Genomic DNA, 25,640 nt, shown 5'->3' on the forward strand with positions numbered 1-25,640 from the left:
TTGACCATTTTAGATAGATACATATTAAAGCGTTATTTAGTAACATTTTCAGTAATGTTACTATTGTTTATCCCAATTGGGATAATGGTTCACTTATCTGAGCAGTATAATAAAATGCAAGATAATGACGCACCATTAGACGAAATATTAATGTACTTAGGTAATTTTTCTATTTATATAGGAAGTATGTTGTTGCCTATTTTTCTATTTCTTTCCGTTATTTTTTTCACTTCAAAATTAGCAAGTAATACAGAGATTGTAGCGATGCTAAGTTCCGGTATTTCCTATGGCCGTTTTCTAAGGCCTTATCTTATTGGTGCTGTGATTGTGGCTATATTCATGCTTTTAATGGGAATGTTTATTGTGCCAAATGCTAGTAAAGGCTTCAATGAATTTAAGTTCAAATACCTTAAAAAAGGAAAACAAGACCGAGTCACTGAAAATATCTTCAACCAACTAAATGCTAAGGATTTTATTTATGTAAGTAGGTTTGATCCCGCTAGAGATATAGGTTATAATTTTTCTATGGAGCATTTTAATAAGGATAATGTACTAGAATACAAACTGTCTGCAGCAAATATTAGGTGGATCCCTGCAGATTCTATTTACAGACTTACGTCGTATGTGAAGAGAACATTAAATGGAGATACTGAAATTTTAGAAACAAAGAGGAGATTAGATACCGTGTTTCCTTTTAAAATAAACGATTTAACACCGGTGTCTTACGTAGCGGAGACAAAAAATTTATTTGAATTAAATACGTTTATAGCTAATGAGAAGCGTAAGGGGGCATCTAATATCAATATCTATATATTGGTTAAATATAAGCGATGGGCTATGCCTATAACCGCATTTATATTAACGCTTATTGCTGTAGCAGTGTCTTCTCAAAAACGTAGAGGTGGTATGGGCGTAAATTTAGCTTTTGGTATTTTAGTAGCCTTTGTTTATATATTTTTCGATCGTGTCTTTGGGACTTTAGCGGAACAATCAGGTTTTTCACCCTTGTTAGCGGTAATTGTGCCCAATGTATTATTTGGTTTTCTAGCATTCTATTTATTGCAAAAAGCCAAAAGATAATTTAGTAAAATAATCCCCTTTCTATTACATTAGCGCAATGACAGATAGGCTTAAGAATTACCTTCATTTACATTTTATTATTTTTATCTGGGGGTTTACAGCAGTCCTAGGAAAGCTAATAACTATTGATGCTTTGCCTTTGGTGTGGTATAGAATGGGAATAGCAGTGCTACTCATTGCTGTATTTATTGCAGTAAATAAATTTTCTTTAAAAATTCCGATAAAACAGATTGCCATTATGGCTGCTGTTGGGGTTGTCATTGCTTTACACTGGTTAACATTCTTTAAATCGATAAAAGTATCCAACGTTTCTATCGCATTGGCTACCCTGTCTACTGGAGCGTTATTTACGGCAATCATAGAGCCGTTTATATATAAACGGAAGATGATCTGGTATGAGATCGTTTTTGGTGTGGTGGTAATGGTAGGGCTGTATATTATTTTTAATGTAGAAACACAGTATGTAGAGGGGATAGTTTTAGCATTAATATCAGCACTATTAGCCGCTATTTTTTCCATTGCAAATGGTAAATTAATTCAGGCACATAGGCCTAGTGTAATCTCTTTTTATGAGCTAACGGCAGGGGTGTTGTTTATTACCGTTTATTTAGCCATACGTGGCGATTTTGATGCTGGTTTTTTTCAAGTTTCTAAAAATGATTGGATCTATTTATTTATTCTTGCCTCTATCTGTACTGCCTACGCATTTATTGCTTCAGTACGGGTTATGAAGGTGTTAACGCCTTATACCGTAATGCTTACCGTAAATTTGGAGCCTGTGTACGGGATTTTTTTAGCGTTTATATTTTTAGGTGATAGTGAAAAAATGAATCCACTATTTTATTTCGGAGCACTACTGATTTTAAGCACAGTAGTAGCAAATGGATTAATAAAAAATAAAGGAAAATTAAAAAAACGGAATAGGAGTTAGGCATACCTATTTAATGTTTTATATTTGTCAACTATTATAATTTAAACAGGAATACTCATGGAATATTTAGATTTTGAACTTCCCATAAAGGAACTAGAAGAACAATTAGATAAGTGCATGATTATTGGTGAAGAGAGTGATGTAGATGTTACAGAAACCTGTAAACAAATAGAAAAGAAGCTTTTTGATACCCGTAAGGATATATATAAAAATCTAACTGCTTGGCAGCGTGTACAATTGTCAAGGCACCCAAATAGACCTTATACACTGGATTACATTAATGCCATCTGTGGAGAAACTTTTTTAGAGCTTCATGGAGATCGTAATGTTAAGGATGATAAGGCAATGATTGGGGGTCTAGGTAAAATTGGAGACCAAAGCTTTATGTTTATTGGACAGCAAAAGGGATACAATACTAAAACCCGTCAATACCGGAATTTTGGTATGGCAAACCCGGAAGGTTATCGCAAAGCTTTACGTTTAATGAAATCTGCAGAGAAATTTAATGTTCCTGTAGTATGTTTTATCGATACTCCTGGTGCATACCCCGGTATTGAGGCAGAAGAGCGTGGACAAGGAGAAGCCATTGCGCGTAATATTCTGGAAATGACACGCCTTAAAGTTCCAATTATCGTTGTGATTATTGGAGAAGGAGCCTCTGGTGGTGCTTTAGGCATTGGTGTAGGCGATAAGGTTTTAATGCTAGAGAATACATGGTACTCGGTAATTTCGCCAGAATCTTGTTCTTCTATTTTATGGAGAAGCTGGGAATATAAAGAAATTGCAGCCGAAGCATTGAAGCTTACCGCTACAGATATGAAAAAGTTAAAAATAATCGATGAAATTGTAAGAGAACCAGTAGGAGGTGCTCATAGTTACAGAGATAAAACTTTCGAAATTGTAAAAAACAAAATTTTAACAAATTTTGAAGAGCTTAAAAAGTTATCACCAAAAGATTTAGTAAATAAAAGGATGGACAAGTACGCCAATATGGGTGTATTTAATGGTTAATTCCTGATTTATCATACAATTATAAAATCTGAAGATATAATTCTTCAGATTTTTTTTGTTGTCAACACAAAAACGTAACTTATTAACATATAAATTGTTAATGAACTGTTGACATCCAAAATCCAATTTTAAAGTTAACCTAAGGTTAATTACATACTTTCGTAATTATGGAGAAACCGAGTCCGATAGTAGGTCACAAAGTAGACAAGTCTAATTTAATAAGCTTAGAGCGTGGGAAAATTCCGCCTCAAGCAATTGATTTAGAGGAGGTTGTGATAGGGGCAATGATGATTGATAAGAAAGGTATCGATGAGGTTATTGATATTCTTCACCCTGAAGTTTTTTATAAAGATGCGCACCGATTTATCTATGAAGCGATCTTTAAGTTGTTTGAAACCTCTGAACCAGTCGATTTATTAACCGTTTCTTCGCAATTAAAGAAGGATGGTAAATTAGAAGCTGCTGGCGGAGATTTTTACTTGATAAAATTGACTCAAAAAGTGGCTTCATCTGCACATATTGAGTTCCATGCACGTATTATTCTACAAAAATATATTCAGCGTAGTCTAATTAAAATTTCAAATGAAATTATTCAAGCTGCTTATGATGAAGCAACGGATGTATTTGATTTATTAGATACGGCAGAATCTAAATTATATGATGTTACCCAAGGGAATTTAAAACGTTCTGCAGAAACTGCTCAGAATTTGGTAATTCAAGCAAAAAAGAGAATTGAAGAAATTGCAAATAAAGAAGGCCTTAGTGGTGTGCCTTCAGGTTTTGATAAAGTAGATAAACTAACTTCTGGATGGCAGCCGAGTGATTTAATTATTATTGCAGCACGTCCTGGTATGGGTAAAACAGCTTTAACTTTGTCTATGGCAAGAAACATGGCTGTTAATTCTAATATTCCTGTAGCCTTCTTTTCTCTGGAGATGTCTTCCGTACAGTTAATTACGCGTTTAATTTCTTCTGAAACAGGTTTGTCTTCAGAAAAACTGCGTACAGGTAAATTAGAGAAGCACGAATGGGAGCAATTAAATGTAAAAGTAAAGACGCTTGAAAAAGCACCTTTGTTTATTGATGATACGCCCTCGCTTTCCATCTTCGATTTAAGGGCTAAAGCAAGACGTTTGGCATCCCAACATGGCATCCGAATGATCATGATAGATTATTTGCAATTAATGACCGCTGGGGGAAGCCAGAAAGGTGGTGGTAACCGTGAACAGGAGATCTCTACGATTTCTCGTAACTTAAAAGCATTAGCAAAAGAATTAAGTGTACCTGTAATTGCACTATCGCAGCTTTCTCGTGCGGTAGAAACAAGAGGGGGTACTAAAAGACCATTACTTTCTGACCTCAGGGAATCTGGTGCAATTGAACAAGATGCAGATATTGTATCTTTTATCTATAGACCAGAATACTATAAGATTGATGAATGGGATGATGACGAACGCTCACCAACTGCTGGTCAAGGAGAATTTATTGTAGCAAAACACAGGAATGGTGGTTTAGAGAATATTAGGTTAAAGTTTATTGGTAATCAAGGTAAATTTGATAATTTAGATGACTTTGATTCTCCTTTTGAGTTTCAATCTAAGATGAATGATGGAGAAGAAAATCCATTTGCCACTAAAAACCTTCCAAATGCAGATCAAGCTTTTGGAAGTTCTATGAATGAAACACCGCCAGATTTTGATGATAGTGATGTCCCTTTCTAAATTTAAAATTATTACATTTAAAAATAATATAAAGAGGATGCTTTTAATAGGCATTCTCTTTCTTTTTTCTACATCAATGTTTGCCTCTGCAATCCTAATTCCTATGGATGCAGAATCACAGAAAAATCATTTAAAAGCATACGGAATTACCTATTGGATTTTAGCGAAGCAACAAAAGGTACAATGGCTTTTGAATTATAGAGGAGGTTCTTTTTTATTGCCAGATGGTGAGGCTATCCGCAAAGAATGCCAGATTCGTGGTGTTTCTTTTGAGGTCATATCTGATAATGATGCGAATGCAATTCTAGAAGAAATTTCTAGTCCATCTAAAAATCAAGAAGCAGTCATTTTAGAGAAAGCACCAAAGATTGCCGTATACACTCCTAGTGGAACATTACCATGGGATGATGCAGTAACCATGGTATTAACATATGCTGAAATTCCGTACGAAACAGTATATGATGAAGAGGTTTTAGAAGATGGCTTAGTATTGTATGATTGGTTGCATCTGCATCATGAAGATTTTACAGGACAATATGGTAAATTTTATGCGGCGTACAAAGCTGCGCCATGGTATTTGCAAAGTAAAAAAGATGCAGAAGCATTGGCTTCAAAACTGGGGTATAGCAAGGTATCTGAAGAAAAAAGAGCCGTATCTTTAAAGATTAGAAAATATGTGATTGGAGGCGGATTCATGTTTGCGATGTGCTCGGCAACAGATAGTTTTGATATCGCTTTGTCTGCCTCAGAGGATGTAGATATTTGCGAGGCTATGTTTGATGGTGATCCGTCGGATGCAAATTATCAGTCTAAATTAAATTATGAAAAAACCTTTGCGTTTAAAGACTTTACTTTAGAACGTAATCCATTGGTCTATGAGTTTTCATCTATAGATATGACCACGAAGAGAAATATTAATAAAGAGAGTGATTATTTTTCTTTAATGGATTTTTCAGCAAAATGGGATCCTATACCTACAATGCTTTGTCAGAACCATACAAGTTTGGTGAAAGGATTTATGGGGCAAACTACTTCTTTTGAACGTTCAGAGGTGAAGCCAACTGTTCTTGTATTAGGAGAGAATAAAGTAAATGGCGAAGCCCGCTATATTCATGGAATTAAGGGAAAAGGATTTTTTACATTTTACGGAGGTCATGATCCAGAAGATTATCAGCACAGAGTAGGAGACCCTAAAACAGAATTAGAGTTACATCCTTCTTCTCCCGGTTACCGGCTAATCTTAAATAACGTGTTATTTCCTGCAGCTAAAAAGAAGAAACAAAAAACTTAAAAACACCACATAAGACATTGAAAAAGCGAATGGTACTGATACTTGGAATACTGATTATATTTACGATCGGTTTTTTTGTGTCAAGGAAAATTAACCTGAACTCTAATTTTGAAGTTGGACAAAAAATTGACGATTTAAATGGTGTAGTTGTTTACTATAATGGAGGTGTGGGTAATGTAGCTGGCCGTGAAGTAACCGAAGATGGGTATAATCTAGGTTTAAAATATCAATGTGTAGAATTTGTAAAAAGATACTATTATCAAGCATTAAATCATAAAATGCCGGATAGTTATGGCAATGCAAAAGATTTCTTCAGTAAAACCTTAGAGGATGGTGGCTTAAATATTAATCGTAACCTTAATCAATTTACAAACCCAAGCAGTTCTAAGCCTAAAGTAAATGATTTAGTAGTGTATTCTGGAACCTTATTTAACAAATACGGGCATGTAGCTATTATTTCAAAAGTAACAGAACACGAGATTGAAATTATCCAACAGAATCCAGGCCCTTTTGGACAATCCAGAGAAACGTATGACCTTCTTCATGAAGAAGATAAATGGGGTATTGATAATGATCGTATACTCGGGTGGTTACGAAAATAAATGCTATTTTAATTCTATGTTATCATTTTATAGTAGCGCATTTAATATAAAAAACCGCTATCAAAACTATTGTTCTGTTAGCGGTTTTTTTTGTTAGTGGCATCTATTATATAGCTCAACTAATGTTTAAATTCATGGAGATAAACTTAACTTAGAACGTCCCAATAAGGTGACTTCCTTCAGCATTAACTAATTCAGCACCTTTAGTTACCTCACCAGTTGCTGTATCTATAACATAAATATTTCCATTTTGACCTACTGGAGCTTGAGTTATGTAAATATCCGTACCATCAACAACAAAACCTTGGTATTGAAATAAGTAGAAATCGGCGTCATAAGGAATGGCATCAATTTTTGTGGCCATTTTTGTATTTAAATCAGCAAGAGCAAAAAATCCTTGGGCACCAGCAACACCTTCTTGAGATGCGTCATGACGGTAAGCAATAACGGCTTTTCCATTGGCAGCAGGTTTCCAGGCAAGAATGTAGGCACCTTCGATACCTAAGGCATCATCCAAATTAAATACATAAGAATCGTCATATTGGTTATCTGCATCAATCTTTAAAATGTGAGAACCTTCAGGATCACTTTGGTTCGCTTGGTACACACTTCCATTATAAAGAAAGGCATTAATACTTCGGTAACCATTTGTATTTCCATATCCTACAGTAGAAGTAATTACAGATGGGTTTAATAAAGATGGGTAATCTAGTACAATGGTTTTAGAACCTAATATTTCATAATCACTATCACTCTCTGTAGTTGCTGGGTCTAATTTGCTTAAACGAGCTCCAATATATAATTTATCTCCAGCCTCATTTAATACAGGCATATCTATTCTTGAAATATAGTATCCTAAGGCCTCTTCTTCCGGACTCAAAGCAACACTGTGTTCTTGAAATTCATTAATTAATGAATTTTCCAGATCTAGGGTTACTACACCAATAGTTGCATTTGTACGTGTGTATTTTTCATTTTCATCAAATTCATTTTCTGTAGAAACATAAACAGCAGCTCCTGTTTTATCACCATCATATAACTTAATCCATCTTGGAGCTGTTCCAACATAGGGAGCAATACTTATTTCAGTTCCTGTTTGGGTAAAAACCTGTCCACCTTCTACCATGTACTTGGTGTAGTTTCCACCGGTATCGCCGGCATAACTTATGTTGAATATGGTAGAACCGTCTTCAGACGATTGTAAACGAGCCGTTCTGTTGGAAGGAGCAATAAATCCATTGTCAAAAACATTAATTGATGTATTTGGGTCTTTAGCATCTTCACTACGTACGGAATAAATTAATGTGCCACCATTTCCATCGCCAGGATTATCACCCATTCGTGCTCCTGCAACTGTAATCCATCTAGATTCAGCTCCAGTCTCAGGAGTTGTTTCTGTTTCTGGATCTACAGAATTGTCGTCATCACTACAAGAACTCATGAAGCCAATGGTTAATAAAATTGTAGCTAAAGTTTTAAAATTTAAAAGATTATGTTTCATTTTTAGGTCTGTTTTTATGATTATAATTTATCTAGTGTGTAATTTATTTTCAAGTAAAAAGCTCTTCCTGGTTTTTGAACGGATAGGTTGTCATATACAGGTTTGTCAACTATATTTTTGATATCAAAACTCACTACAAATTTGTTACCTGGAAAAGCGTAGCTAAGACCAAGGTCTTGGACCACTTGTTGCGGTACTTTAAAAAAATCATCTCCAACGGTATTTGATCCTTGTGATACCAAGTATGAAAACTCATCCGTAAAGTATAGGGTGTAGAAGAGGTTAAGGTTTGATTTTTGTTGTATGAAATTTTTGAATGAATAGCGTAAACTCCCATTCATAGTGAAAAACGGAGTGTTGGGAATATCAAATGCTGTTCCGGCGGTTGTTTCTGTGGTTAAATCAAACCGAGAGATATTGAAATTAAAGCCTAGATTGTTATTGTAACTATAATTCAATTGAGCATCAATTCCCTTAGATTTTGCATTTCCTTGGTTTACATATACAATTAATTCATCATCAACATTAAGAGATGTTTCAATAGGCAAACCAATTCTATCTTTAATATTTCTCGTAAATAGATTTGTAGCTATAGTAAACTCGTGTTTTTTTATTTTAAAGCTTCCAAAGCGAAAACCTAGATTGTAATTGTTACTTATTTCTGGTCGTATATTTGGGTTGGCAACTACATTATCACCATCATTCCCAAAAACTTCTGTTTCATCAGGTAACCGAATGGCTTTTTCTGCAGAAGCTAATAGTGTTATGTTAGGAGCGATGGCATAAGACGATGCGAAACCATAGCCTTGGTAGGCGTTAATACTAGTTATAGTTTCATCAACTACCCTATCATTACCATCTTCATCGGCTTCAATTTCGGGATCAATACTAATTGTTTTTTGCTGGTAGTGTTTACCAAATACACTTGCTTTTAGCTGGTCATCAAGGGCAGTTAATTCATACGTTAAAGAGAAGATGTTTTTATGTAAATCTCTTGTTCCTATAAAGGTGTTTTCTAAAACAGATTGTAGGGCATCACTGTCTTCCCTGTCTATACCGCTATACACATGATTCAATAAGACTTTGTGATGGTCTGTAATACTATACGATAATCCAGTTCTGATGGCAGCTACTTTTCTTTTTATTTTTGATAAAGTGGGGCCACCCTCTTGTTGTGAACCCCAAGTATATTGATATTCATTCCCTCTAAAATCTATTGCTCGTTCTCCAGCCCAACTATATGCCCAGGCTACGGTATCATTTACCGCACGGTTTCTTTTTCCGTACAATCCATTTATAGTTAGTGCTAATCCTTTTGTAAATAGATTTTTCTTTTGGTAGCTTAGGTTTGCCAGAAGAGCATCTGATTCTAGAAATCTATCTTTATAGGGAGTAATGGTCATAAAAGCACCGTGTTGCACTTCTTTATAATCATCAGAACCTGTTAATCCTATAAAAAACTGATCGGCCCATGACACATTGGTATAACCAAAGTGCACCATTCCGCCTGTAGATCTATACGCATCATTAAACCTTCTAGCGGTGATAGGTGTTTGTACACCTCCAATACCGGTAACTAAAACACTTCTTCCAGATACTTTATAGTCATTATCAGAATGATTATGAAAAAATGAACCTTTTACAGTAAAACCTGATTTATCAAAACGATATACCCCATTGACGCTAGTCTGTAAAGTGTTGAAAGAACCATATGACGCTGATGCATTAAGGTGATTTTTAATTTCATCATGCAGTACTATATTGATGGCGCCACCTAAGGCGTCATCAGCCAAATGCCCAGGAACTACGCCTTTATAGACCTCAATGTTTTTAATCATGGAAGGCGGAATACTATTTAAATTAAAAGAAGAACCATAAGTGGAACTAGGAATACCATTTATAAAAATTCTTATGGAGCTACCCGATAATCCATTTAGACTGTAAGTTACATCAGAGCCTAAACCTCCATTTTGACGAATTTTTACTCCAACGGTAGTATTTAACAATTCGTTGGTCTGAATGTTTCGGATACTGGCTTCTTCTGTTTTGACAACGTTCACGGCATACCCTGCCGTTTCTAACTTTGTCTCTTTGCTTTGGCCGTTTACCACCACTTCACTCAGTTCATTAGTTTTTCTTGTGACAGTGGTGGTCATTGAAGTTTTTTCTTGAGTTATAGTAATAGAGACCGTCTTTTTATACGCTTCGATAGTAGAAATAAGAATGTCGTAAGTGCCATATTTTAGGTACTCTATTTCAAATTTTCCATCAAAATCGGTTATGGCACTGTAAGTTGTACCTACAACTTTGATGTGCGCATTGATTACGGGTGTATTATCCTCTAATAGAATTAGTCCAGATAGTTCCCCTGTTTGGGAAAACCCAAAATGACAAAATAAAAAAGTTAAAACAATAGTTGGTATGCGCATTTATTTAGACTAATTAAAAATAATAATGTAAAACTATTCATTTATTTAGACTAATTCCAAATAAAATCTAAAAATTTTTAACATTTAAAGATGTGTTTGGCTTCTTTTAATTTTAAGTTGCTTTAAATAAGATGTTTATGGTGGAGTAGTGGACGTAATTTTTTGCTACGAATAACGAGTCTTGATGTTTTTTTTTGAGCGTAATAAAAAAGCCATTAAAATAAATCTTAATAGATTATTTTAATGGCTTAGTAGATTTAAAATCTCTAAAAAATTCAAGTAATACGAGCTGCTATTTCTCTGGTAAATCTACTCGGTTTACTGTAAATTCCATCTCAGATATGTCTGCTGTAACTTCATTTATTCTAGAATTGGTGTAATATAATTGGTTGTTGTAAATGCTAAAGGTATCAGCCCATTTTACCTTATCACCTTCAACTAGAATATGTATGCTCCCATCTGTCTTGCGATACATGATTTTATTATTTTCTAAATCGGCATAATATAGATTGCCATTTTCATCAAAAATCATCCCGTCAGGAGCAGATGTTTTAGCTTCTAAGGTAACCGCTTTTTCAAGATCAAGTTCATCCTCAAAAACTAATGCTTGCGTTGGTATGCTATATAAGCTATACCCGGTAAGGGCGTGGTAATATAATTTGTCATTTTTTGTATCTAAAGCTATGCCATCAGAATTTACGGTGTTTGTCCATTTACCATTGGCGAAATTTAAAAAACTTTGCTCTGCTGCTGTAGAGGTATGGTCATCTAAAACTCTACGAAACGTTTCTGTTTTTAAGTCTAAGATGACAAGACCAGAATTTCCGGAATCTGTAAAATAGATTTTATTATTCTTTTTGTCTACGCGTAAATCATTGATATAGGAATTAGGATGATATGCCGATTCACTTAAAACATAAGTATGTTCTAATGCATTTGTGTTTAGGTTAAAAACAAATACTCGAGGAGCATCCAGTACTTCTTGAAAAAGCGGACTTCTAGTGTCCAAAATATATACTTTATCTTCAAAGGCAACTACAGATTGCACGCCAATAAATTTTTGCGCTTCTACCTTATCCCCAATCTCCCAAGAGTTCCATTCTTTATTAGGAAACGGGGTTTCAATACCTTTACTTAATTCTACCACTGAATTTGTGACCCCTTTTCTCCATCTCGGAAAATTCACAAAAATTCGCCCCGTATCGCTCAAAGTAACACCTGTAACCTGCTGTCCTGTAAACGAAGCTACTGCTGTAATCTCTGGAGTTTTAGTTGTACTTGATATTTCCTTTGGTTCCTTTGTGCTTTGCTTACAAGAAACGAAGAGTAGAGCGGCTAAAAATGGATAAAGAATGGGTTTCATTGTCTTGATTTTAATTTGTGATTAATTATATTTTCTTAAAAATTGTAGTCGCATTGTGACCACCAAATCCAAAGGTATTACTCATGGCTATGGTAACATTATGGGGGATAGCTTCCTTCATTACAATTGGCATACCTGCGGGAATTTCAGGATCTAATGTTGTTGTATTAATGGTAGGAGGTATAATATTGTGCTGTATAGCTTTTATTGCTAATATAGCTTCTATTGCACCAGCAGCACCAAGTAAATGTCCCGTCATAGATTTTGTGGCACTTATTTTAAGGGTATCAAAACTATTGTTGAAGGTAGTCGCTACAGCTTTAACCTCGCTAATATCTCCAACAGGAGTAGAGGTTGCATGCGTATTTAAGTAATTAACAGCATCAGGGTTTATGTTAGCCTCCTCCATTGCCAGTTGCATGGCTTTAATAGCTCCTAAGCCTTCTGGGTGTGTTGCAGATATATGATAAGCATCATCCGTCATTGCGGCACCAACAACTTCAGCATAGATGGTAGCCCCACGTTTTTTAGCATGCTCATATTCTTCTAAGATTAAGGCACCAGCACCTTCGCCCATGACAAAACCACTTCTGTCTACATCAAATGGTCTAGAAGCTCCTTCTGCATTATCATTAGCAGTAGATAAAGCTTTCATTGCGTTGAATCCTCCAATAGAGGCTTCAGTTATGGGAGATTCTGAACCCCCGGTAACCATAACCTTGGCTTTGTTTAAACGGATGTAATTAAAAGCATCCATAATAGCAGAACTAGAAGATGCACAAGCAGAAACAGCCGTATAATTAATACCCATTAAACCATATTTCATCGCAATTAATCCAGAAGCCATATTTGATAATAGCTTCGGAATAAAAAACGGACTAAAGCGTGGGTTTTTATTGCCTTCTACATAATTTTTAACTTCATCTTCGAAAGTTTGCATGCCTCCTTGGCCCGTTCCCCAAATAACGCCAATATCAAAAGGAGACATTTTGCTAATATCCAAGCCACTATCTTCCATTGCTTCGGCAACACTGTATAGTGCGTATTGCGTAAAAAGATCACTTCTTTTTATTTGATTGCGATCTAAATATTTTTTAGGATCAAAATCTTTAAGTTCAGCAGCAAATTTTGTTTTAAATAAGGAGGTATCAAATTTGGTGATTTTTGATGCACCACTTTGTCCGTTAATAGCATTTTTCCAAAATGTATCTACGGAGTTTCCTATTGGAGTTAACGCTCCTAAACCAGTAATGACTACTCTTTTCATAGTTTTTTTTTAGTTTTTAATTTGCTGCCTAAGTGTTATTTTGCTTCTAAAAGCTCTGTTAGCACTTGTTTATATACAGCTACAGGTTGTGCACCTGTAAGTGCGCTTTTTCTATTAAAGACTACAGTAGGTACAGAGTTTACTCCCAAACTTTTCCAGTACTCTTCTTCAGATTTTACCTTAGCACGTATCTCTTCATTATCTAATAATGTAAAAGCTTTAGTAGCATTTAAACCAATAGCTTCTAATTCTTGCTTTAGGATAGCTCTGTCTGATACATCTTTATGCGCTCCAAAAAAAGCATTCATTAATCGCATTTTTAACTCAGTTTGCAGCCCTTGTTCTTTAGCATATTCTAAAAGTACGTGCGCATCAAAGGTATTGGCCATACGCATACCATCAAAATAATCGAATTTAAAACCGAGTTCTGCACCAAAATCGGTCATGCGCTCTTGAGATTCTTTTTGCTGTTCTATCGTAGAGCCATATTTTTCTGAGATATGTTCTTCTAAATCTTGACCTTCTACAGGCATATTAGGATTCAACTCAAAGGGTTGCCATTCTATGGTTACTTTATCTTGGATGCCCATTTCTGTAATGGCTTGCTCAAGACGTTTATATCCAATAGCACACCAAGGACATACAACATCTGAAACTACATCTATTTTAATTTTTTCTGCCATCTTATTATTTTTTAAAGATAAAAGAGAAGAAACCCTGTTTATAGACTTCTTCTCTTGAATATAAAACTCGTAAAAAGTTACATAATTTCACTGATCTGAACTTCTGGTTTTACGTTTGTAAAATTAGGAAGATCACCTAAAATCTTTTCAGCGTTTGCACCAAAAGATTCCTGAAATGACTCCAAAGATTCAAAAATAATATTTGCAATTACAACATAAGGAGCAGGAGTATTTGGATTGGCACCTGATAGGCCCATATTTACGTCAGAGGAGCGTATAGCATCTCCTAATAAATCTTTTAATAATTGCCCGTGTTCCTTGATATAATATGCCTTATCAAATTTTAATTCTGGTGTATTTGGATAAAGTACTGTTAATTTTATCATTTTATATATTATTTAAATTTGTAATTGTTTTTGTTTTATGCTGTAAAATCTGCCAAGACTACACCATCAGAAAAGCTTTGGTAAGCGCTTTCTACTTGTTTCGCCATTTCATCTGGAAATAAATGAAAGTCTCCTGCTTCAAGTGCATTAATAATACCTTCTGATACCACTGTTGTAGCTGCACCATCATCAAAGCCAGCTGCAGCACCCATATCTGTGGCGATAGGTCCTGGATGCACACTTAATACGGATACTCCTTTTGCTCCTAATTCTGTTCTCAGCCCTTGTGTTAAAGAGTAAGAAGCTGCTTTGGAAGCGGAATAAGTAGATAAATGTGCGAAGTTTTTAATAGAGGCGATGGAGTTTAATTGCACCAATGCCCCTTTATTTTCGATTAATGTTTCAGCAAAAGCATTTGCTACGCGAAGCAATCCAAAAGCATTAACTTCTAATTGATGCGCAAAATCTTTTTCTACATCTTTGCCAAGTGTAGCTTGTGGTGTTCCTACGCCAGCATTATTTACTACAATATCAACATCTGTTGCTTGTTTGGCTAAATCATTTATAGAGGCCGTACTAGAAACATCGGCTTTAATAGACACAACTTTTGCTCCGAATTTTTCTTCTAGTTCCTTAGTTGATGTTATGTCACGTACTGCTAAATATACTTTTTTTGCGCCGTGATTTATAAGGGATTCCACGATGGCTTTGCCAATTCCTCTATTTGCTCCAGTGACTAAAGCAATTTTATTTTCTATTGAAATACTCATTTTTTATTTGTTTTTAGTTTCAACTAAGTACTTACTTAGTTCATGTGTGTTATTTTTATTTAAGTCCTAGAAAAGCAGGTGTTAATTATGCTTTAAGAGCAATAAGCTTCTCTGCAATTAATAATAAATTAGGTTCATTAATTTCTGGAGGTGGTGCTAAAGGGTATAATTGTTTTCCTGGTCTCGCTATAAATGCACCTCTCCAACCTGCCCAAATTGCACCCGCAATATCCCACCCGTGGGCAGCAATCATTATGCAATCTTTTGGTGCTACGCCCATTTTATTTGCAGCCCAAGTATAAACATCCTTGGCAGGTTTGTATTTTCCAAACGCTTCAACACTTAAACGTTCATCAAAAAAATGTGTCAATCCGGCATTTTTAAATTGAGTTTCTACTCCTTTTGTAGAAGAATTAGTCAAAGATACGAGTGTGTAGCCTGCATCTTTTAGAGCCGTTAAAGCTTCTTTAACTTCTGGATGCGGAGGTAATGCGCTAAATGTGGTCATTACTTCTTTTGCATCTTCTTCTGAAATAGTAATAGCATTATTTGCTGCTACCATTTGTAAAGCTGCGGCTCCAATAGCACTAAAATCTGTAAATTGTTCGCTAAGAGTGGTTACTAAAGAATAATGTAACATGGTAGAAAACCACAGTGGTAATAGATCTTCCCGATCGTCTAATGATTTGCCAACGCTTTTTTTCATTACGTTTAAATCTAGTAAAGATTCGTTTACATCAAAAAATAATACTTTAGGTCTTGTTTTAGTTTCCATATAAAATAGTTTTTATTTACTTATTATAGCTGTCTTTAAAAATTCATTTTCATCTGGCTCATTATCTATAATTTTGTTAGTTGGAATCATATTAATAATCATAGAATTTACTATTCTACTCTTCTTTAAATCTTGACGAACAATTTGTGCTTTGTGAAATACGCCCAAAGTTTTAGCTACAGGTTTTGGTTTACTATTGTTTATTAAAACAATTTTGTAAGTATTTTTATGAAATGACGCTATTTTAGTAATAAATGGCAGTAATAAAGATTCCTCTTCTTTGAATACAGGCGTAAAATTTCTTAAATAATCTGTAGGAGCAAATTCATTATTAGTAGCAAATTTATGATAATCGGCTATGTATAATTCGCTTGTTATTTCACTAGGTTCATAACCTAGCATTAAAAAAGATTCATCTTCTGCATTGTCTATATGGAAAGGGGTATTTTCCTGTTGATCAAAACGCACAAGCCAATGGTAACTTAATTTTTTATCGTATTTGTTTATAGTAATACTAGATAACTCTTTTTTTAAATTCACCATAATTTCTCTTAATTTGTAAGAGCTTAGGCTTTTTCCAAAATCTAAAAAAACGAATCCAGGAGCATCTGTATTTGTTCTAAGTACTTCTTCTACAGAATACTTTGCTAACTTTTTTATGTTGATGCTTTGTATTTCCATATTGATCTTAGTTGTTTTTTAATTTAAAACTAATATTAGGGCTTTCTGTCTCCACTTTTCTTTTTATCTAAAAAAGGACGGATGTTTGATAGGGGAAAACTATCCCACTTAAAGGTATGAACTTTAGGGGTGTCCATCAGCTGAAATGTAATTCTAGCATACTATAAAAACTATATACATATGAATCCTAATAGCCAGATCTTCTATAATAGATGCGTTGCAGTAAATAGAACCATAAACAGGATAGTATTCAAAAAATTAAACCTCCCGATTTTAAAACGGAAGGTTTAAATATGCCACTCTTCTGCATCATTTATCTACATGTGGCATTATACTTTTTATTTTTTAGACCAAGCAAAACTCTTGAAAGCATCATCTACTGGAGTATTTGCAATATGATTTGTATAATTGCTAATTACTTTTTGAGAAAGGCCTAAAATAATCTCTAATACTTGTTGCTCACTGTAGCCAGCCGCATAAAAAGCATTTAAATCTTCTTGAGAAACATTCCCACGGTTACGAGTAATGGCTAAGGTCATAGTACGTAGTGCTTCTAACTTAGCATCTGCTAAAGGAGTTTCATTACGCAATGCTTCGGTAATAGCATCATCAACTTTCATCATTTTTGCAATTCCGGTATGTGCAGGTACACAATAATGGCAAGCGTGTTCTACATTGATAGTTTGCCAAACTACAGTAAGTTCTTCATTATTAAATGATGTTTCTGTAAATAATTGATGTAAATCTTGATAAGCTTTCAATAATCCAGGAGCTCCAGCTAAAACGCCATGTAAGCCAGGAATCATTCCATATGCTTTTTTAGAACCTTCTAATAATGGTTTTGCAGCTTCTGGTGCAGATTCAATATTGTGAACTTTTAAAGTTGTCATAATTTTAATTTTTATATTATTATTTATTCGTTTTATTTAAATAATAACTAAGCATACGCTTAGTTATGTGGCAAAAAAAAGTTACAGGTTTTTAAATGTAACTTCTATTATATTTTCTAGCTGATCTTTATCAAATACTTTTGATGCTATGGATAAACCCAAAAGACTATTCATTAAAAAATCTGCTTTACATTCTATTTCCTTTCTTTGGTCGTCTTGTTTTAGATTACTTACAAATAAAGTTCTAATTTCATTTGCGAACTTTTTAAGTTCTACCATAACCTCAGGATCTGCATCGTTTTTAATTTCGTTGACAGAATTGGTTACCAAACAACCTTTTCTTAGTGTTCCTTCTTTTGAAAATTCTAAAAAATTATAAAAATATTGTTGAATGCCTGTGACACCGTTATTAGATTGTCTCAGTATTTCCTTAATTCCATTAATTTCTTTCTTATAATTTTTAATGCTTTCTAAAAAAACACCTTGTTTATTTTTAAAACTAGAGTAGATAGAGAATTGGTTGATGCCCATTTCTTTCTCTAACATACGCACGGAAGTAGCTTCGTAACCATTTTTCCAAAAAAGCCGCATTGCTTTATTGATTACTTCTTCTTCGTTATATTGTTTTTTACGTGCCATTAGTTCTAAACTACGCTACAAAACTAAGCAGATGCTTTGAAATAAAAAAAGCTTTTAACTTTTAATTGTAAATTATGGAATGAAGTGCTTTATTTTGAGTTGATTAGCTGTTCTAGGATTCGTTCAACTCCAAAATTATCATTACTTTCAGTCTGGTAATTGGCTAATTCTAATACCTTAGGATGTGCATTTTTCATTGCAAAACTGTAGTCTGCTAACGCTAGCATTTCAAGATCATTATTGTAATCTCCGAATACTAATAATTCATGGGGTTCAATGTTATTTTGTTGCATGACTTTTTCTAAAGCATAGCCTTTATTAGCATTTTTACTAGAAATATCCACCCAATTAGCACCAGAGATTTTAACCTGTAATTCATTTTCTAAATGGAATACCTTCGGATAAATGTACTTTTCAGAGCTTTCAAAATGATAAATAGCAATTTTTACTATCTCAGCATCAAAATCATTTAAGGTATCTAGTACCTTATAGTTTGTGTAGTATTCTTTTAACTTATGCTCAAATAAAGTAGATTGGTTTGTTATGTATGCGGTGTTTTTACCGCAAAGTACAGGGTGAACATTTTTCACTCCGTCTAATAGATTAATAACTTCGTTTTTTGTAGCATTGGGTAAAGGAGTCACTAAAAGTTCTTTTCCATTTTGCATGGTAAATCCACCGTTTTCAGCAATGACAATAATATCATCTTTTATGGAATCTAATTTGTCAATGATACTATGGTACTGTCTTCCGCTAGCAGCGACAAACTTTATGTCTCTCTTTTTTAAGGCTTCAAACAATGAAAAGAATTTGTCGCTAACTTGATGGTCGGAGTTTAAAAGTGTTCCGTCCATATCTGTAACAACCATTTTTATTTTTGATAGATCCATAGTTTCAAAATTTAAAAGCTGCAAAGTTATTCTATAAGCATCGAACATTCGTGTTTAAATAGATAAGTTTGTATTAATATTAGTTTATAAATGTTAAAGGAAATGATGTTTTATCAATCGGAATTAAGGTTAAAAAGTTTTTCTAGAGGTTTTCATTTAATTACAGAACACGTGTTGCGAGAACTTCCGGAGGTAAAGAATATTAAGGTGGGTATGTTTCAGGTATTTATAAAGCATACCTCGGCTAGTTTAACCATTAATGAAAATGCAGACCCAACAGTACGCCTAGATTTTGAAAGTCATATGAATGTTATGGTGCCTGAAGATCAACCGTATTATAAACATGATTATGAGGGTTCTGACGATATGCCTGCGCATATTAAATCTTCTTTAATGGGGGCTTCTGTTCAAATCCCAATTACAAATGGCCAGTTGAATTTAGGAATCTGGCAAGGTATATATTTATGTGAACATCGTGATAGCGCTTCTGGAAGAACTATTGTTATTACTGCTTTTGGAAACTAATTAATAAATTTAATGGTTAATGGGTACTTGTAAAATTCTCCTTTTGAAGCAGCAATGCCACCAATAATAGGATAGATAATTAATAGCAATGCTAGAGGGATTCCTATAATACAGAGTATAATGAGGAATACAAACCCTATTAGTAGAAAGGTTAGTATGATAGAAACAAAAAATAAGATGGCGAAAATAGCACCATATAAAAGCATACTTAATTGATAATTGATAACATGCTTGCCATGTTCGTCCATTCCCTGAATTTCTTGTTTTTTTGTTGCCCATAAGATTACGGGTACGATAATACCAAAAAAACCAAATAAATTTAATAATTGACTGTAATGTAGAAGTGCTAATGTGCTGTTATCTTCTTTTAACGTATTTTCAATTGTAGGCTTTTCAACTAAATTGTATTCATTCATTTTCATAATTCTTACTGAAAATAGGTAACGTATTTAAATAGAGGATAAGTATACGATAGGATAAAAAAAAATCCGATTCGTTAGAATCGGATTTTTTATAAGCGAGATATATTGTTAGTGTTACTTTATTTTTTGAACGACAGCTTTAAAAGCTTCTGGGTGATTCATTGCTAAATCGGCTAAAACCTTACGGTTTAATTCGATGTTGTTAGCTTTTACTTTCCCCATAAACTGAGAGTAAGACATTCCGTGTAAACGAGCACCTGCATTAATACGTGTGATCCATAATGAACGGAAATTTCTTTTCTTATTTCTACGGTCTCTATAAGCATATAACATTGCTTTTTCAACTGCATTTTTTGCTACTGTCCAAACGTTTTTACGTCTTCCAAAGTAACCTTTGGCTTGCTTCATTACCTTTTTTCTTCTGGCTCTTGAAGCAACTGAATTTACTGATCTTGGCATACTTTTAAATTGTTTTTTGTAGTAGGCGGTCGATGATCGACACTTTTAAGGCCTAACTCCATGGTTAATAATTAATTTACCGGTAAAGAGAAAATTACTTTAAACGTAATTGCTCTTTAATACTGTTAACATCAGCCTGGTGAACTAACCCTGAATGTGTTAACGCTAGCTTACGCTTTTTAGATTTTTTCGTCAAAATGTGACTCTTAAAAGCGTGCTTTCTTTTGATTTTACCCGAACCTGTAAGCTTAAAACGCTTTTTAGCACTGGATTTTGTTTTTTGTTTAGGCATCTTGTTCCTAGTTTATTAATTTATCTCGCTTATTATTATTATTGAAAATGCCGGCTTTTCAGCTGGCAAGTTCTTTATGATCTTACTATTTTAATATTGTATTAAAACAGTATTGGTGTTATTTCTTATTCGTCTTCGGAGCAATGAACATCGTCATTCTCTTTCCTTCTAATCGAGGCATTTGTTCTACTTTTCCAAGATCTTCTAATTCAGAAGCTAACTTTAATAAAAGTATTTCTCCTTGATCTTTATATACAATAGAACGTCCTTTAAAAAATACGTATGCTTTTAATTTAGCACCGTCTTTTAAAAATTTCTCTGCGTGTTTCTTTTTAAACTCATAATCATGATCATCAGTTTGTGGTCCAAAACGAATTTCTTTTACGATAACTTTCGTCGCTTTAGCCTTCATGACTTTTTCGCGCTTCTTTTGCTCGTATAAGAATTTTTTATAATCTGTTATTTTACAAACAGGCGGATCAGCATTTGGAGATATTTCTACCAAATCTAATTCTAATTCCTCAGATTTGTTAAGTGCTTCCCTTATAGGGTAAACACCAACTTCTACATTATCACCTACCAACCTTACGTTAGGAGAAAGTATTTGTTCGTTGATTTTGTGAGGGTTTTTGTTTTCCCTCCGTGGTTGGGGCTTAAATCTTTTTCTTATTGCTATGACTAAATCTTTTTAATTAAACTTATTTTTTTTAAAACGACTTTAAGGTACTATTTATTTCTTTAGTTACCAACTCGTTAAAGTCAGAAATTGTAATTGAGCCTAAATCTTCGCCTCCATGTCTACGTACAGAAATGGTTTCCTCAGCCTCTTCATTTTCTCCTACGATGAGCATAAACGGTAACTTGTTCATCTCTGCTTCTCGTATTTTTTTGCCGACGGTCTCGTTACGCTTGTCAACAAGTGCGCGAATTTCGTGTTTTTCTAGCGATTTTAAAACTTTTTCTGCATATTTTTCATGTTTCTCGCTGACAGGTAAAATTATAGCTTGTTCAGGGATTAACCAAAGCGGGAAATTACCTCCTGTGTGTTCTAGTAAAAGAGCGATAAAACGTTCCATACTACCGAATGGAGCACGGTGAATCATTACAGGTCTGTGGAGTTCATTGTCACTACCTTTATAGGTAAGGTCAAAGCGTTCAGGTAGGTTGTAATCTACTTGAATAGTACCTAATTGCCATTGTCTGCCAAGGGCATCTTTAACCATAAAGTCTAACTTTGGACCATAGAATGCAGCTTCGCCGCTTTCAATTACGAAATCAAGTCCTTTTTCCTTCGCTGCATTGATAATTGCATTTTCGGCCTTCTCCCAATTCTCTACAGAACCAATGTATTTTTCTGGTTTTGTTAAATCGCGTACAGATACTTGTGCTGTAAAATTATCAAAACCTAAAGAACCTAATACATAAAGCGATAAGTCAATTACGTTTTTAAACTCTTCATCTAATTGATCTGGTGTACAAAATATATGAGCATCATCTTGTGTAAATCCTCTAACACGAGTTAAACCGTGTAATTCTCCACTTTGTTCATATCTGTAAACAGTTCCAAACTCAGCAAATCGCTTCGGTAAGTCTTTGTAGGAATGAGGTTTGAAATTGTAAATTTCACAATGGTGTGGGCAATTCATTGGTTTTAATAAGAATTCCTCATCCATTTTAGGAGTTTTGATAGGTTGAAAACTATCTGCTCCATATTTAGCATAGTGACCTGAAGTGACATATAGTTCCTTTTGGCCAATATGTGGCGTTACCACCATTTCGTACCCTGCTTTCTTCTGTGCTTTCTTTAAAAAGTTTTCTAATCGTTCCCGTAACGCAGCACCTTTAGGTAGCCATAGTGGTAAACCTTGACCTACTTTAGCGGAAAAAGTAAAAAGTTCTAATTCTTTTCCAAGCTTTCTGTGGTCTCGCTGTTTTGCTTGCTCTAATAATTCTAAGTATTCAGTAAGTTCTTTTTGTTTAGGGAAAGAAATACCGTAGACTCTAGTAAGTTGTGGTTTATTCTCGTCACCTCTCCAGTAAGCTCCTGCAACACTTAAAATTTTAATAGCTTTTATGATTCCAGTGTTGGGAATATGACCACCTCTACATAAATCTGTAAACGTATCATGATCACAAAACGTGATCGTGCCATCTTCAAGGTTTTCTATAAGTTCAACCTTGTACTCGTTGCCTTGTTCCTTGTATTTTTGTAATGCCTCTGCTTTTGAAACAGGATGCATTTTAAAGTTATGCTTGCCTCTGGCAATTTCTAATGCCTTTTTTTCAATGGCGGGGAAATCTTTGTCAGAGATAGTTTTATCACCTAAATCAACATCATAATAAAATCCGTTATCAATTGCAGGTCCTATGGTTAATTTTACACCAGGGTATAATTCTTCTATGGCCTGGGCCACGACGTGGGATGACGAATGCCAAAAAGCTTTTTTACCTGCGGCATCATTCCAAGAATATAATACTAGAGAACCATCCTCTAAAAGGGGGGTGGTCACTTCAAGTACTGTGTCATTGAATTTTGCAGAAATCACGTTTCTTGCAAATCCTTCACTAATGCTTTTAGCCACATCCATTGGTGTGCTTCCTTTTTCGCACGCTCTAATACTACCGTCTGGTAATGTAATCTTAATCATACTGAAAATAATTATAAGCTGTAAAGATAAGGGCATCAAAAATACTTTCAATAATATTTTAGATACTTTTTTATAAAGCTAATTCTAAATAATGTGATTGTTCTGATAATTAAATATAATAGTTGCCGGTTTTTGGGGTAAGGGGTGGGTGTAATTAGAAATAGGACTAGCTGTCCAATGGAGTTTATCTGTTACTTTTTTTTCAAGCGTTTATATTACGCTTTGATATATATTATATTTTTTTCAAATTAATGATTATTGATAAAAAAAGACCTTATAAATTGGTATATAGTGATTTAAATATGTTAAAATTTATTGTTATGTCAATTTTTATTTTACTTTTGAAAAAACGTTATAAGTACGTTTAATAAGTATTTTGATCTATGTAATGCCCTGAATTATGAAAAACATAAGAAAAACACTAGTACATGAGACATTGACCTCGGCTCATTCTTTAGTAAAAGTTAACCGCTTGAAAACGTTGCCTATAGCTTTATTTAGTATTTTACTAACCATGGGAGTAAATATTTCTTCCGCTCAAGAGGGTGAAATGGAAAAGGACACTTATAAAGCTTTTAATGCAAGTGGACATATAAAAAACATGCATACATGGCATGGTTTTGTTGTTCATCCTGGTGCCGTCTTTGCAACAAGTTTAGAATATAAAACTAGAGATCAGAAGTTTACTTTTGGTGTTTGGGGTGGAGCCAGTTTAACAAGTGTAGATGTTGTTAATAAAGAGACCGGAGATTATGTAGGTGCTAATTACCAAGAATTTTCAATCTATACCTTATATCGTTTTTCGGATAAATTCTTTATAGAGGCGGTTTCTCATAATAATTATACGGGTGTAGAAGAAAGAGGGGATAAGTTGGAGTATTGGAGTTATGATAAAACACAAGGATATAATTTTGTAGATTTAAACTTCGGATATACTATTTCTGACAATACCTTATTATACTTCGCTACAATATTAGGTGGTGGGTCTGGCGATTATGAAGTGCAGGACGATGCTTCATTGAAAAATTCTTGGACGCATTATTTTGAAGTAAAGACTAAAGTATGGCAAAAAGATGATTACAGTTTGTCTCTTTTCGCAGGTGGTGCTTGGTCATTTTTTACAGATAAAACATTTTATACAGAAGGTTCTAGTAATATTATTAATGTAGGTGCGACTTTAGGTAAGGACATTAATTTCGGAAACTATAAAATGCCAGTAGAAGTTACTGCTATGTGGAACCCTGAAAAGGAAAAAACAGTACTTCAATTAGATATTACTTTATTTTAAAAAAAATTAAATCTCAACAAAAACAAAAACAAATGAAACTAAAAATTAATCAAACTACCGAGTACTTGCTTAGGTCTTTTGTAATGTGTATGATCTTATTTAGTGTTATTGGATGTGCAGAGCCTATCCAAGACTCAAAAGGGAAAAGAGAAAGCGGGACAAACGGAGATGAGCTTATAGAAAGTTCAATTGATCTTTCAGGGAAAACTATTGGTTACTGTACCCCAACATTAAATGGTCCTTATTATCAGGCATTATTACAGAGTATTAAAGAAACAACCGAAAAAAATGGAATGATTTTTTTATCAGCGGATGGTCAAGATGATATAAATAAACAGGTTGCTGCTGTTGAAGATTTGATTACTAAAGGAGTAGATGTGTTATTATTGAATCCTAAAGATCCTGATGCATTGGTTGGGGTAACTAAATTAGCAAAGGCTGCAGGTATTCCTGTGTTTATTATTGATAGTTCTATAGATCCTTCTGCAGAGTATGTAACTACAATTCAATCAAACAACTTAGCAAATGGGGAATTAGCAGGAGAATGGTTGGCTAAAGAGTTTGGTAAGAAAAAAATGAACATAGCTTTGTTAAGTGGTAATGCGGGGAATCCTGTAGGTAGAACACGTAAACAAGGTTTGTTGCAAGGGATTACGGAAGAACAGTTAAGGACTTTAGGGTATATAGATTTAGATATTAAAACTCAAATGTATACAGAGTGGTCCTATGCAGGAGGTTTAAAAGCTATGGAGGATATTTTAGTTGCGCACCCTGATGTTAATGTTGTGATTACAGAATCTGATGTATGTGTATTGGGGGCAATTAAGGCTATTGCGCAAGCGGGGAAAACAGATGATATATTAATTGTAGCGGGTGCTGATGGCCAAAAAGAAGCAATAAAATATATTATGGATACTGATTTTTACGGCTGTACGGCTATGAATAGTCCAGTACAAATTGGTAAAAATGCTGTTAAATATGCTATTCAACATATGAATGGTAAAAAAGATTTTCCTAAAACATCTTTTACGGCACCATTACTTATAACGAAAGAAAATGCTGCTCAATATTATAATCCTAATGCATTATTTTAAAA

At 34.2% G+C, this 25,640-nt stretch carries 26 protein-coding genes; 9 read left to right on the top strand and 17 right to left on the bottom strand.

Translation table 11 applies throughout. From position 1 onward, the window contains the following. The 6 genes from GQR94_RS13160 (at position 1) to GQR94_RS13185 (ending at position 6,636) form a co-directional block, all read left to right on the top strand. A complete protein-coding gene (locus GQR94_RS13160) occupies positions 1 to 1,080 on the top strand; it encodes an LptF/LptG family permease (RefSeq protein ID WP_158975930.1) in 1,080 nt (359 codons plus the stop codon). Positions 1,081 to 1,117: 37 nt separating this feature from the next. Continuing rightward, positions 1,118 to 2,011, top strand: coding sequence for a DMT family transporter (locus GQR94_RS13165; protein WP_158975931.1), 894 nt, complete (start codon positions 1,118 to 1,120; stop codon positions 2,009 to 2,011). Positions 2,012 to 2,068: 57 nt separating this feature from the next. Beyond that, positions 2,069 to 3,022: an acetyl-CoA carboxylase carboxyltransferase subunit alpha gene (locus GQR94_RS13170; protein ID WP_158975932.1), complete on the top strand. Its 954-nt coding sequence runs from the start codon at positions 2,069 to 2,071 to the stop codon at positions 3,020 to 3,022. Positions 3,023 to 3,189: 167 nt separating this feature from the next. Next, positions 3,190 to 4,743, top strand: a complete 1,554-nt coding sequence (gene dnaB, locus GQR94_RS13175) for a replicative DNA helicase (RefSeq protein ID WP_158975933.1) — start codon at positions 3,190 to 3,192, stop codon at positions 4,741 to 4,743. 103 nt (positions 4,744 to 4,846) lie between these two features. Beyond that, positions 4,847 to 6,034, top strand: a complete 1,188-nt coding sequence (locus GQR94_RS13180; RefSeq protein ID WP_158975934.1) for an asparagine synthetase B — start codon at positions 4,847 to 4,849, stop codon at positions 6,032 to 6,034. A gap of 77 nt (positions 6,035 to 6,111) precedes the next feature. Next, positions 6,112 to 6,636 (top strand): CHAP domain-containing protein, encoded by a 525-nt coding sequence (locus GQR94_RS13185; RefSeq protein WP_233268312.1) that lies wholly within the window; start codon positions 6,112 to 6,114, stop codon positions 6,634 to 6,636. A gap of 151 nt (positions 6,637 to 6,787) precedes the next feature. On the opposite strand, the gene GQR94_RS13190 is transcribed toward GQR94_RS13185, so the two are convergent. The 12 genes from GQR94_RS13190 to GQR94_RS13245 all read right to left on the bottom strand — a co-directional run bounded on the left by GQR94_RS13190 (position 6,788) and on the right by GQR94_RS13245 (position 18,910). Beyond that, a complete protein-coding gene (locus tag GQR94_RS13190; RefSeq protein WP_158975936.1) occupies positions 6,788 to 8,137 on the bottom strand; it encodes a hypothetical protein in 1,350 nt (449 codons plus the stop codon). 20 nt (positions 8,138 to 8,157) lie between these two features. After that, a complete protein-coding gene (locus GQR94_RS13195; protein ID WP_158975937.1) occupies positions 8,158 to 10,566 on the bottom strand; it encodes a TonB-dependent receptor domain-containing protein in 2,409 nt (802 codons plus the stop codon). A gap of 292 nt (positions 10,567 to 10,858) precedes the next feature. Beyond that, positions 10,859 to 11,929, bottom strand: coding sequence for an L-dopachrome tautomerase-related protein (locus tag GQR94_RS13200; RefSeq protein WP_158975938.1), 1,071 nt, complete (start codon positions 11,927 to 11,929; stop codon positions 10,859 to 10,861). A 25-nt stretch (positions 11,930 to 11,954) separates the two neighbouring features. Then, a complete protein-coding gene (fabF, locus tag GQR94_RS13205; RefSeq protein WP_158975939.1) occupies positions 11,955 to 13,196 on the bottom strand; it encodes a beta-ketoacyl-ACP synthase II in 1,242 nt (413 codons plus the stop codon). Positions 13,197 to 13,231: 35 nt separating this feature from the next. Further along, the gene (locus GQR94_RS13210; RefSeq protein WP_158975940.1) at positions 13,232 to 13,879 is read right to left on the bottom strand and encodes a DsbA family protein; all 648 of its coding nucleotides are present in this window, start codon (positions 13,877 to 13,879) and stop codon (positions 13,232 to 13,234) included. 77 nt (positions 13,880 to 13,956) lie between these two features. Beyond that, entirely contained in the window at positions 13,957 to 14,265 is a 309-nt protein-coding gene (locus GQR94_RS13215; RefSeq protein ID WP_158975941.1) for an EthD family reductase, read from the bottom strand. 35 nt (positions 14,266 to 14,300) lie between these two features. Then, positions 14,301 to 15,035: an SDR family oxidoreductase gene (locus GQR94_RS13220; RefSeq protein ID WP_158975942.1), complete on the bottom strand. Its 735-nt coding sequence runs from the start codon at positions 15,033 to 15,035 to the stop codon at positions 14,301 to 14,303. Between the two features lie 85 nt (positions 15,036 to 15,120). Continuing rightward, complete coding sequence (locus GQR94_RS13225; protein ID WP_158975943.1) at positions 15,121 to 15,810, bottom strand: haloacid dehalogenase type II; 690 nt, start codon at positions 15,808 to 15,810, stop codon at positions 15,121 to 15,123. Positions 15,811 to 15,822: 12 nt separating this feature from the next. Then, positions 15,823 to 16,491 (bottom strand): hypothetical protein, encoded by a 669-nt coding sequence (locus tag GQR94_RS13230; RefSeq protein WP_158975944.1) that lies wholly within the window; start codon positions 16,489 to 16,491, stop codon positions 15,823 to 15,825. Between the two features lie 338 nt (positions 16,492 to 16,829). After that, positions 16,830 to 17,381, bottom strand: coding sequence for a carboxymuconolactone decarboxylase family protein (locus tag GQR94_RS13235; protein ID WP_158975945.1), 552 nt, complete (start codon positions 17,379 to 17,381; stop codon positions 16,830 to 16,832). Between the two features lie 81 nt (positions 17,382 to 17,462). Continuing rightward, positions 17,463 to 18,020, bottom strand: a complete 558-nt coding sequence (locus tag GQR94_RS13240) for a TetR/AcrR family transcriptional regulator (protein WP_158975946.1) — start codon at positions 18,018 to 18,020, stop codon at positions 17,463 to 17,465. A gap of 89 nt (positions 18,021 to 18,109) precedes the next feature. Then, positions 18,110 to 18,910, bottom strand: coding sequence for an HAD family hydrolase (locus tag GQR94_RS13245; RefSeq protein ID WP_158975947.1), 801 nt, complete (start codon positions 18,908 to 18,910; stop codon positions 18,110 to 18,112). Between the two features lie 102 nt (positions 18,911 to 19,012). On the opposite strand from GQR94_RS13245, the gene GQR94_RS13250 reads away from it, so the two are divergent. Continuing rightward, positions 19,013 to 19,435: a secondary thiamine-phosphate synthase enzyme YjbQ gene (locus GQR94_RS13250; protein ID WP_158975948.1), complete on the top strand. Its 423-nt coding sequence runs from the start codon at positions 19,013 to 19,015 to the stop codon at positions 19,433 to 19,435. On the opposite strand, the gene GQR94_RS13255 is transcribed toward GQR94_RS13250, so the two are convergent. The 5 genes from GQR94_RS13255 to thrS form a co-directional block, all read right to left on the bottom strand. Then, a complete protein-coding gene (locus GQR94_RS13255; protein ID WP_158975949.1) occupies positions 19,432 to 19,851 on the bottom strand; it encodes a DUF4870 domain-containing protein in 420 nt (139 codons plus the stop codon). The genes GQR94_RS13250 and GQR94_RS13255 overlap by 4 nt on opposite strands. A gap of 120 nt (positions 19,852 to 19,971) precedes the next feature. Further along, positions 19,972 to 20,316, bottom strand: a complete 345-nt coding sequence (gene rplT, locus GQR94_RS13260; protein ID WP_013551341.1) for a 50S ribosomal protein L20 — start codon at positions 20,314 to 20,316, stop codon at positions 19,972 to 19,974. Between the two features lie 94 nt (positions 20,317 to 20,410). Further along, positions 20,411 to 20,608, bottom strand: coding sequence for a 50S ribosomal protein L35 (rpmI, locus tag GQR94_RS13265; protein ID WP_013551342.1), 198 nt, complete (start codon positions 20,606 to 20,608; stop codon positions 20,411 to 20,413). A gap of 118 nt (positions 20,609 to 20,726) precedes the next feature. Further along, on the bottom strand, positions 20,727 to 21,284 hold the full coding sequence (gene infC, locus GQR94_RS13270) for a translation initiation factor IF-3 (RefSeq protein WP_370458298.1): 558 nt from the start codon (positions 21,282 to 21,284) through the stop codon (positions 20,727 to 20,729). Positions 21,285 to 21,315: 31 nt separating this feature from the next. After that, positions 21,316 to 23,256: a threonine--tRNA ligase gene (gene thrS, locus GQR94_RS13275; protein ID WP_158975950.1), complete on the bottom strand. Its 1,941-nt coding sequence runs from the start codon at positions 23,254 to 23,256 to the stop codon at positions 21,316 to 21,318. Positions 23,257 to 23,656: 400 nt separating this feature from the next. On the opposite strand from thrS, the gene GQR94_RS13280 reads away from it, so the two are divergent. Together GQR94_RS13280 and GQR94_RS13285 are read left to right on the top strand one after the other, a co-directional pair. Beyond that, the gene (locus tag GQR94_RS13280) at positions 23,657 to 24,544 is read left to right on the top strand and encodes a hypothetical protein (RefSeq protein WP_158975951.1); all 888 of its coding nucleotides are present in this window, start codon (positions 23,657 to 23,659) and stop codon (positions 24,542 to 24,544) included. Positions 24,545 to 24,576: 32 nt separating this feature from the next. Next, entirely contained in the window at positions 24,577 to 25,638 is a 1,062-nt protein-coding gene (locus GQR94_RS13285; protein WP_158975952.1) for a substrate-binding domain-containing protein, read from the top strand. Positions 25,639 to 25,640: the final 2 nt, after the last annotated feature.

The sequence above is a fragment of the Cellulophaga sp. L1A9 genome (genome assembly GCF_009797025.1).
GTDB lineage: Bacteria > Bacteroidota > Bacteroidia > Flavobacteriales > Flavobacteriaceae > Cellulophaga.

Excerpts from the sequence above, each read along its gene's own strand:
- GQR94_RS13165 (WP_158975931.1), top strand. The coding sequence starts at position 1,118 with ATGACAGATAGGCTTAAGAATTACCTTCATTTACATTTTATTATTTTT.
- GQR94_RS13170 (WP_158975932.1), top strand. The coding sequence starts at position 2,069 with ATGGAATATTTAGATTTTGAACTTCCCATAAAGGAACTAGAAGAACAA.
- dnaB (WP_158975933.1), top strand. The coding sequence starts at position 3,190 with ATGGAGAAACCGAGTCCGATAGTAGGTCACAAAGTAGACAAGTCTAAT.
- GQR94_RS13180 (WP_158975934.1), top strand. The coding sequence starts at position 4,847 with ATGGATGCAGAATCACAGAAAAATCATTTAAAAGCATACGGAATTACC.
- GQR94_RS13190 (WP_158975936.1), bottom strand. The coding sequence starts at position 8,137 with ATGAAACATAATCTTTTAAATTTTAAAACTTTAGCTACAATTTTATTA.
- GQR94_RS13195 (WP_158975937.1), bottom strand. The coding sequence starts at position 10,566 with ATGCGCATACCAACTATTGTTTTAACTTTTTTATTTTGTCATTTTGGG.
- GQR94_RS13200 (WP_158975938.1), bottom strand. The coding sequence starts at position 11,929 with ATGAAACCCATTCTTTATCCATTTTTAGCCGCTCTACTCTTCGTTTCT.
- fabF (WP_158975939.1), bottom strand. The coding sequence starts at position 13,196 with ATGAAAAGAGTAGTCATTACTGGTTTAGGAGCGTTAACTCCAATAGGA.
- GQR94_RS13210 (WP_158975940.1), bottom strand. The coding sequence starts at position 13,879 with ATGGCAGAAAAAATTAAAATAGATGTAGTTTCAGATGTTGTATGTCCT.
- GQR94_RS13215 (WP_158975941.1), bottom strand. The coding sequence starts at position 14,265 with ATGATAAAATTAACAGTACTTTATCCAAATACACCAGAATTAAAATTT.
- GQR94_RS13220 (WP_158975942.1), bottom strand. The coding sequence starts at position 15,035 with ATGAGTATTTCAATAGAAAATAAAATTGCTTTAGTCACTGGAGCAAAT.
- GQR94_RS13225 (WP_158975943.1), bottom strand. The coding sequence starts at position 15,810 with ATGGAAACTAAAACAAGACCTAAAGTATTATTTTTTGATGTAAACGAA.
- GQR94_RS13230 (WP_158975944.1), bottom strand. The coding sequence starts at position 16,491 with ATGGAAATACAAAGCATCAACATAAAAAAGTTAGCAAAGTATTCTGTA.
- GQR94_RS13235 (WP_158975945.1), bottom strand. The coding sequence starts at position 17,381 with ATGACAACTTTAAAAGTTCACAATATTGAATCTGCACCAGAAGCTGCA.
- GQR94_RS13240 (WP_158975946.1), bottom strand. The coding sequence starts at position 18,020 with ATGGCACGTAAAAAACAATATAACGAAGAAGAAGTAATCAATAAAGCA.
- GQR94_RS13245 (WP_158975947.1), bottom strand. The coding sequence starts at position 18,910 with ATGGATCTATCAAAAATAAAAATGGTTGTTACAGATATGGACGGAACA.
- GQR94_RS13250 (WP_158975948.1), top strand. The coding sequence starts at position 19,013 with ATGATGTTTTATCAATCGGAATTAAGGTTAAAAAGTTTTTCTAGAGGT.
- GQR94_RS13255 (WP_158975949.1), bottom strand. The coding sequence starts at position 19,851 with ATGAATGAATACAATTTAGTTGAAAAGCCTACAATTGAAAATACGTTA.
- rplT (WP_013551341.1), bottom strand. The coding sequence starts at position 20,316 with ATGCCAAGATCAGTAAATTCAGTTGCTTCAAGAGCCAGAAGAAAAAAG.
- rpmI (WP_013551342.1), bottom strand. The coding sequence starts at position 20,608 with ATGCCTAAACAAAAAACAAAATCCAGTGCTAAAAAGCGTTTTAAGCTT.
- thrS (WP_158975950.1), bottom strand. The coding sequence starts at position 23,256 with ATGATTAAGATTACATTACCAGACGGTAGTATTAGAGCGTGCGAAAAA.
- GQR94_RS13280 (WP_158975951.1), top strand. The coding sequence starts at position 23,657 with ATGAAAAACATAAGAAAAACACTAGTACATGAGACATTGACCTCGGCT.
- GQR94_RS13285 (WP_158975952.1), top strand. The coding sequence starts at position 24,577 with ATGAAACTAAAAATTAATCAAACTACCGAGTACTTGCTTAGGTCTTTT.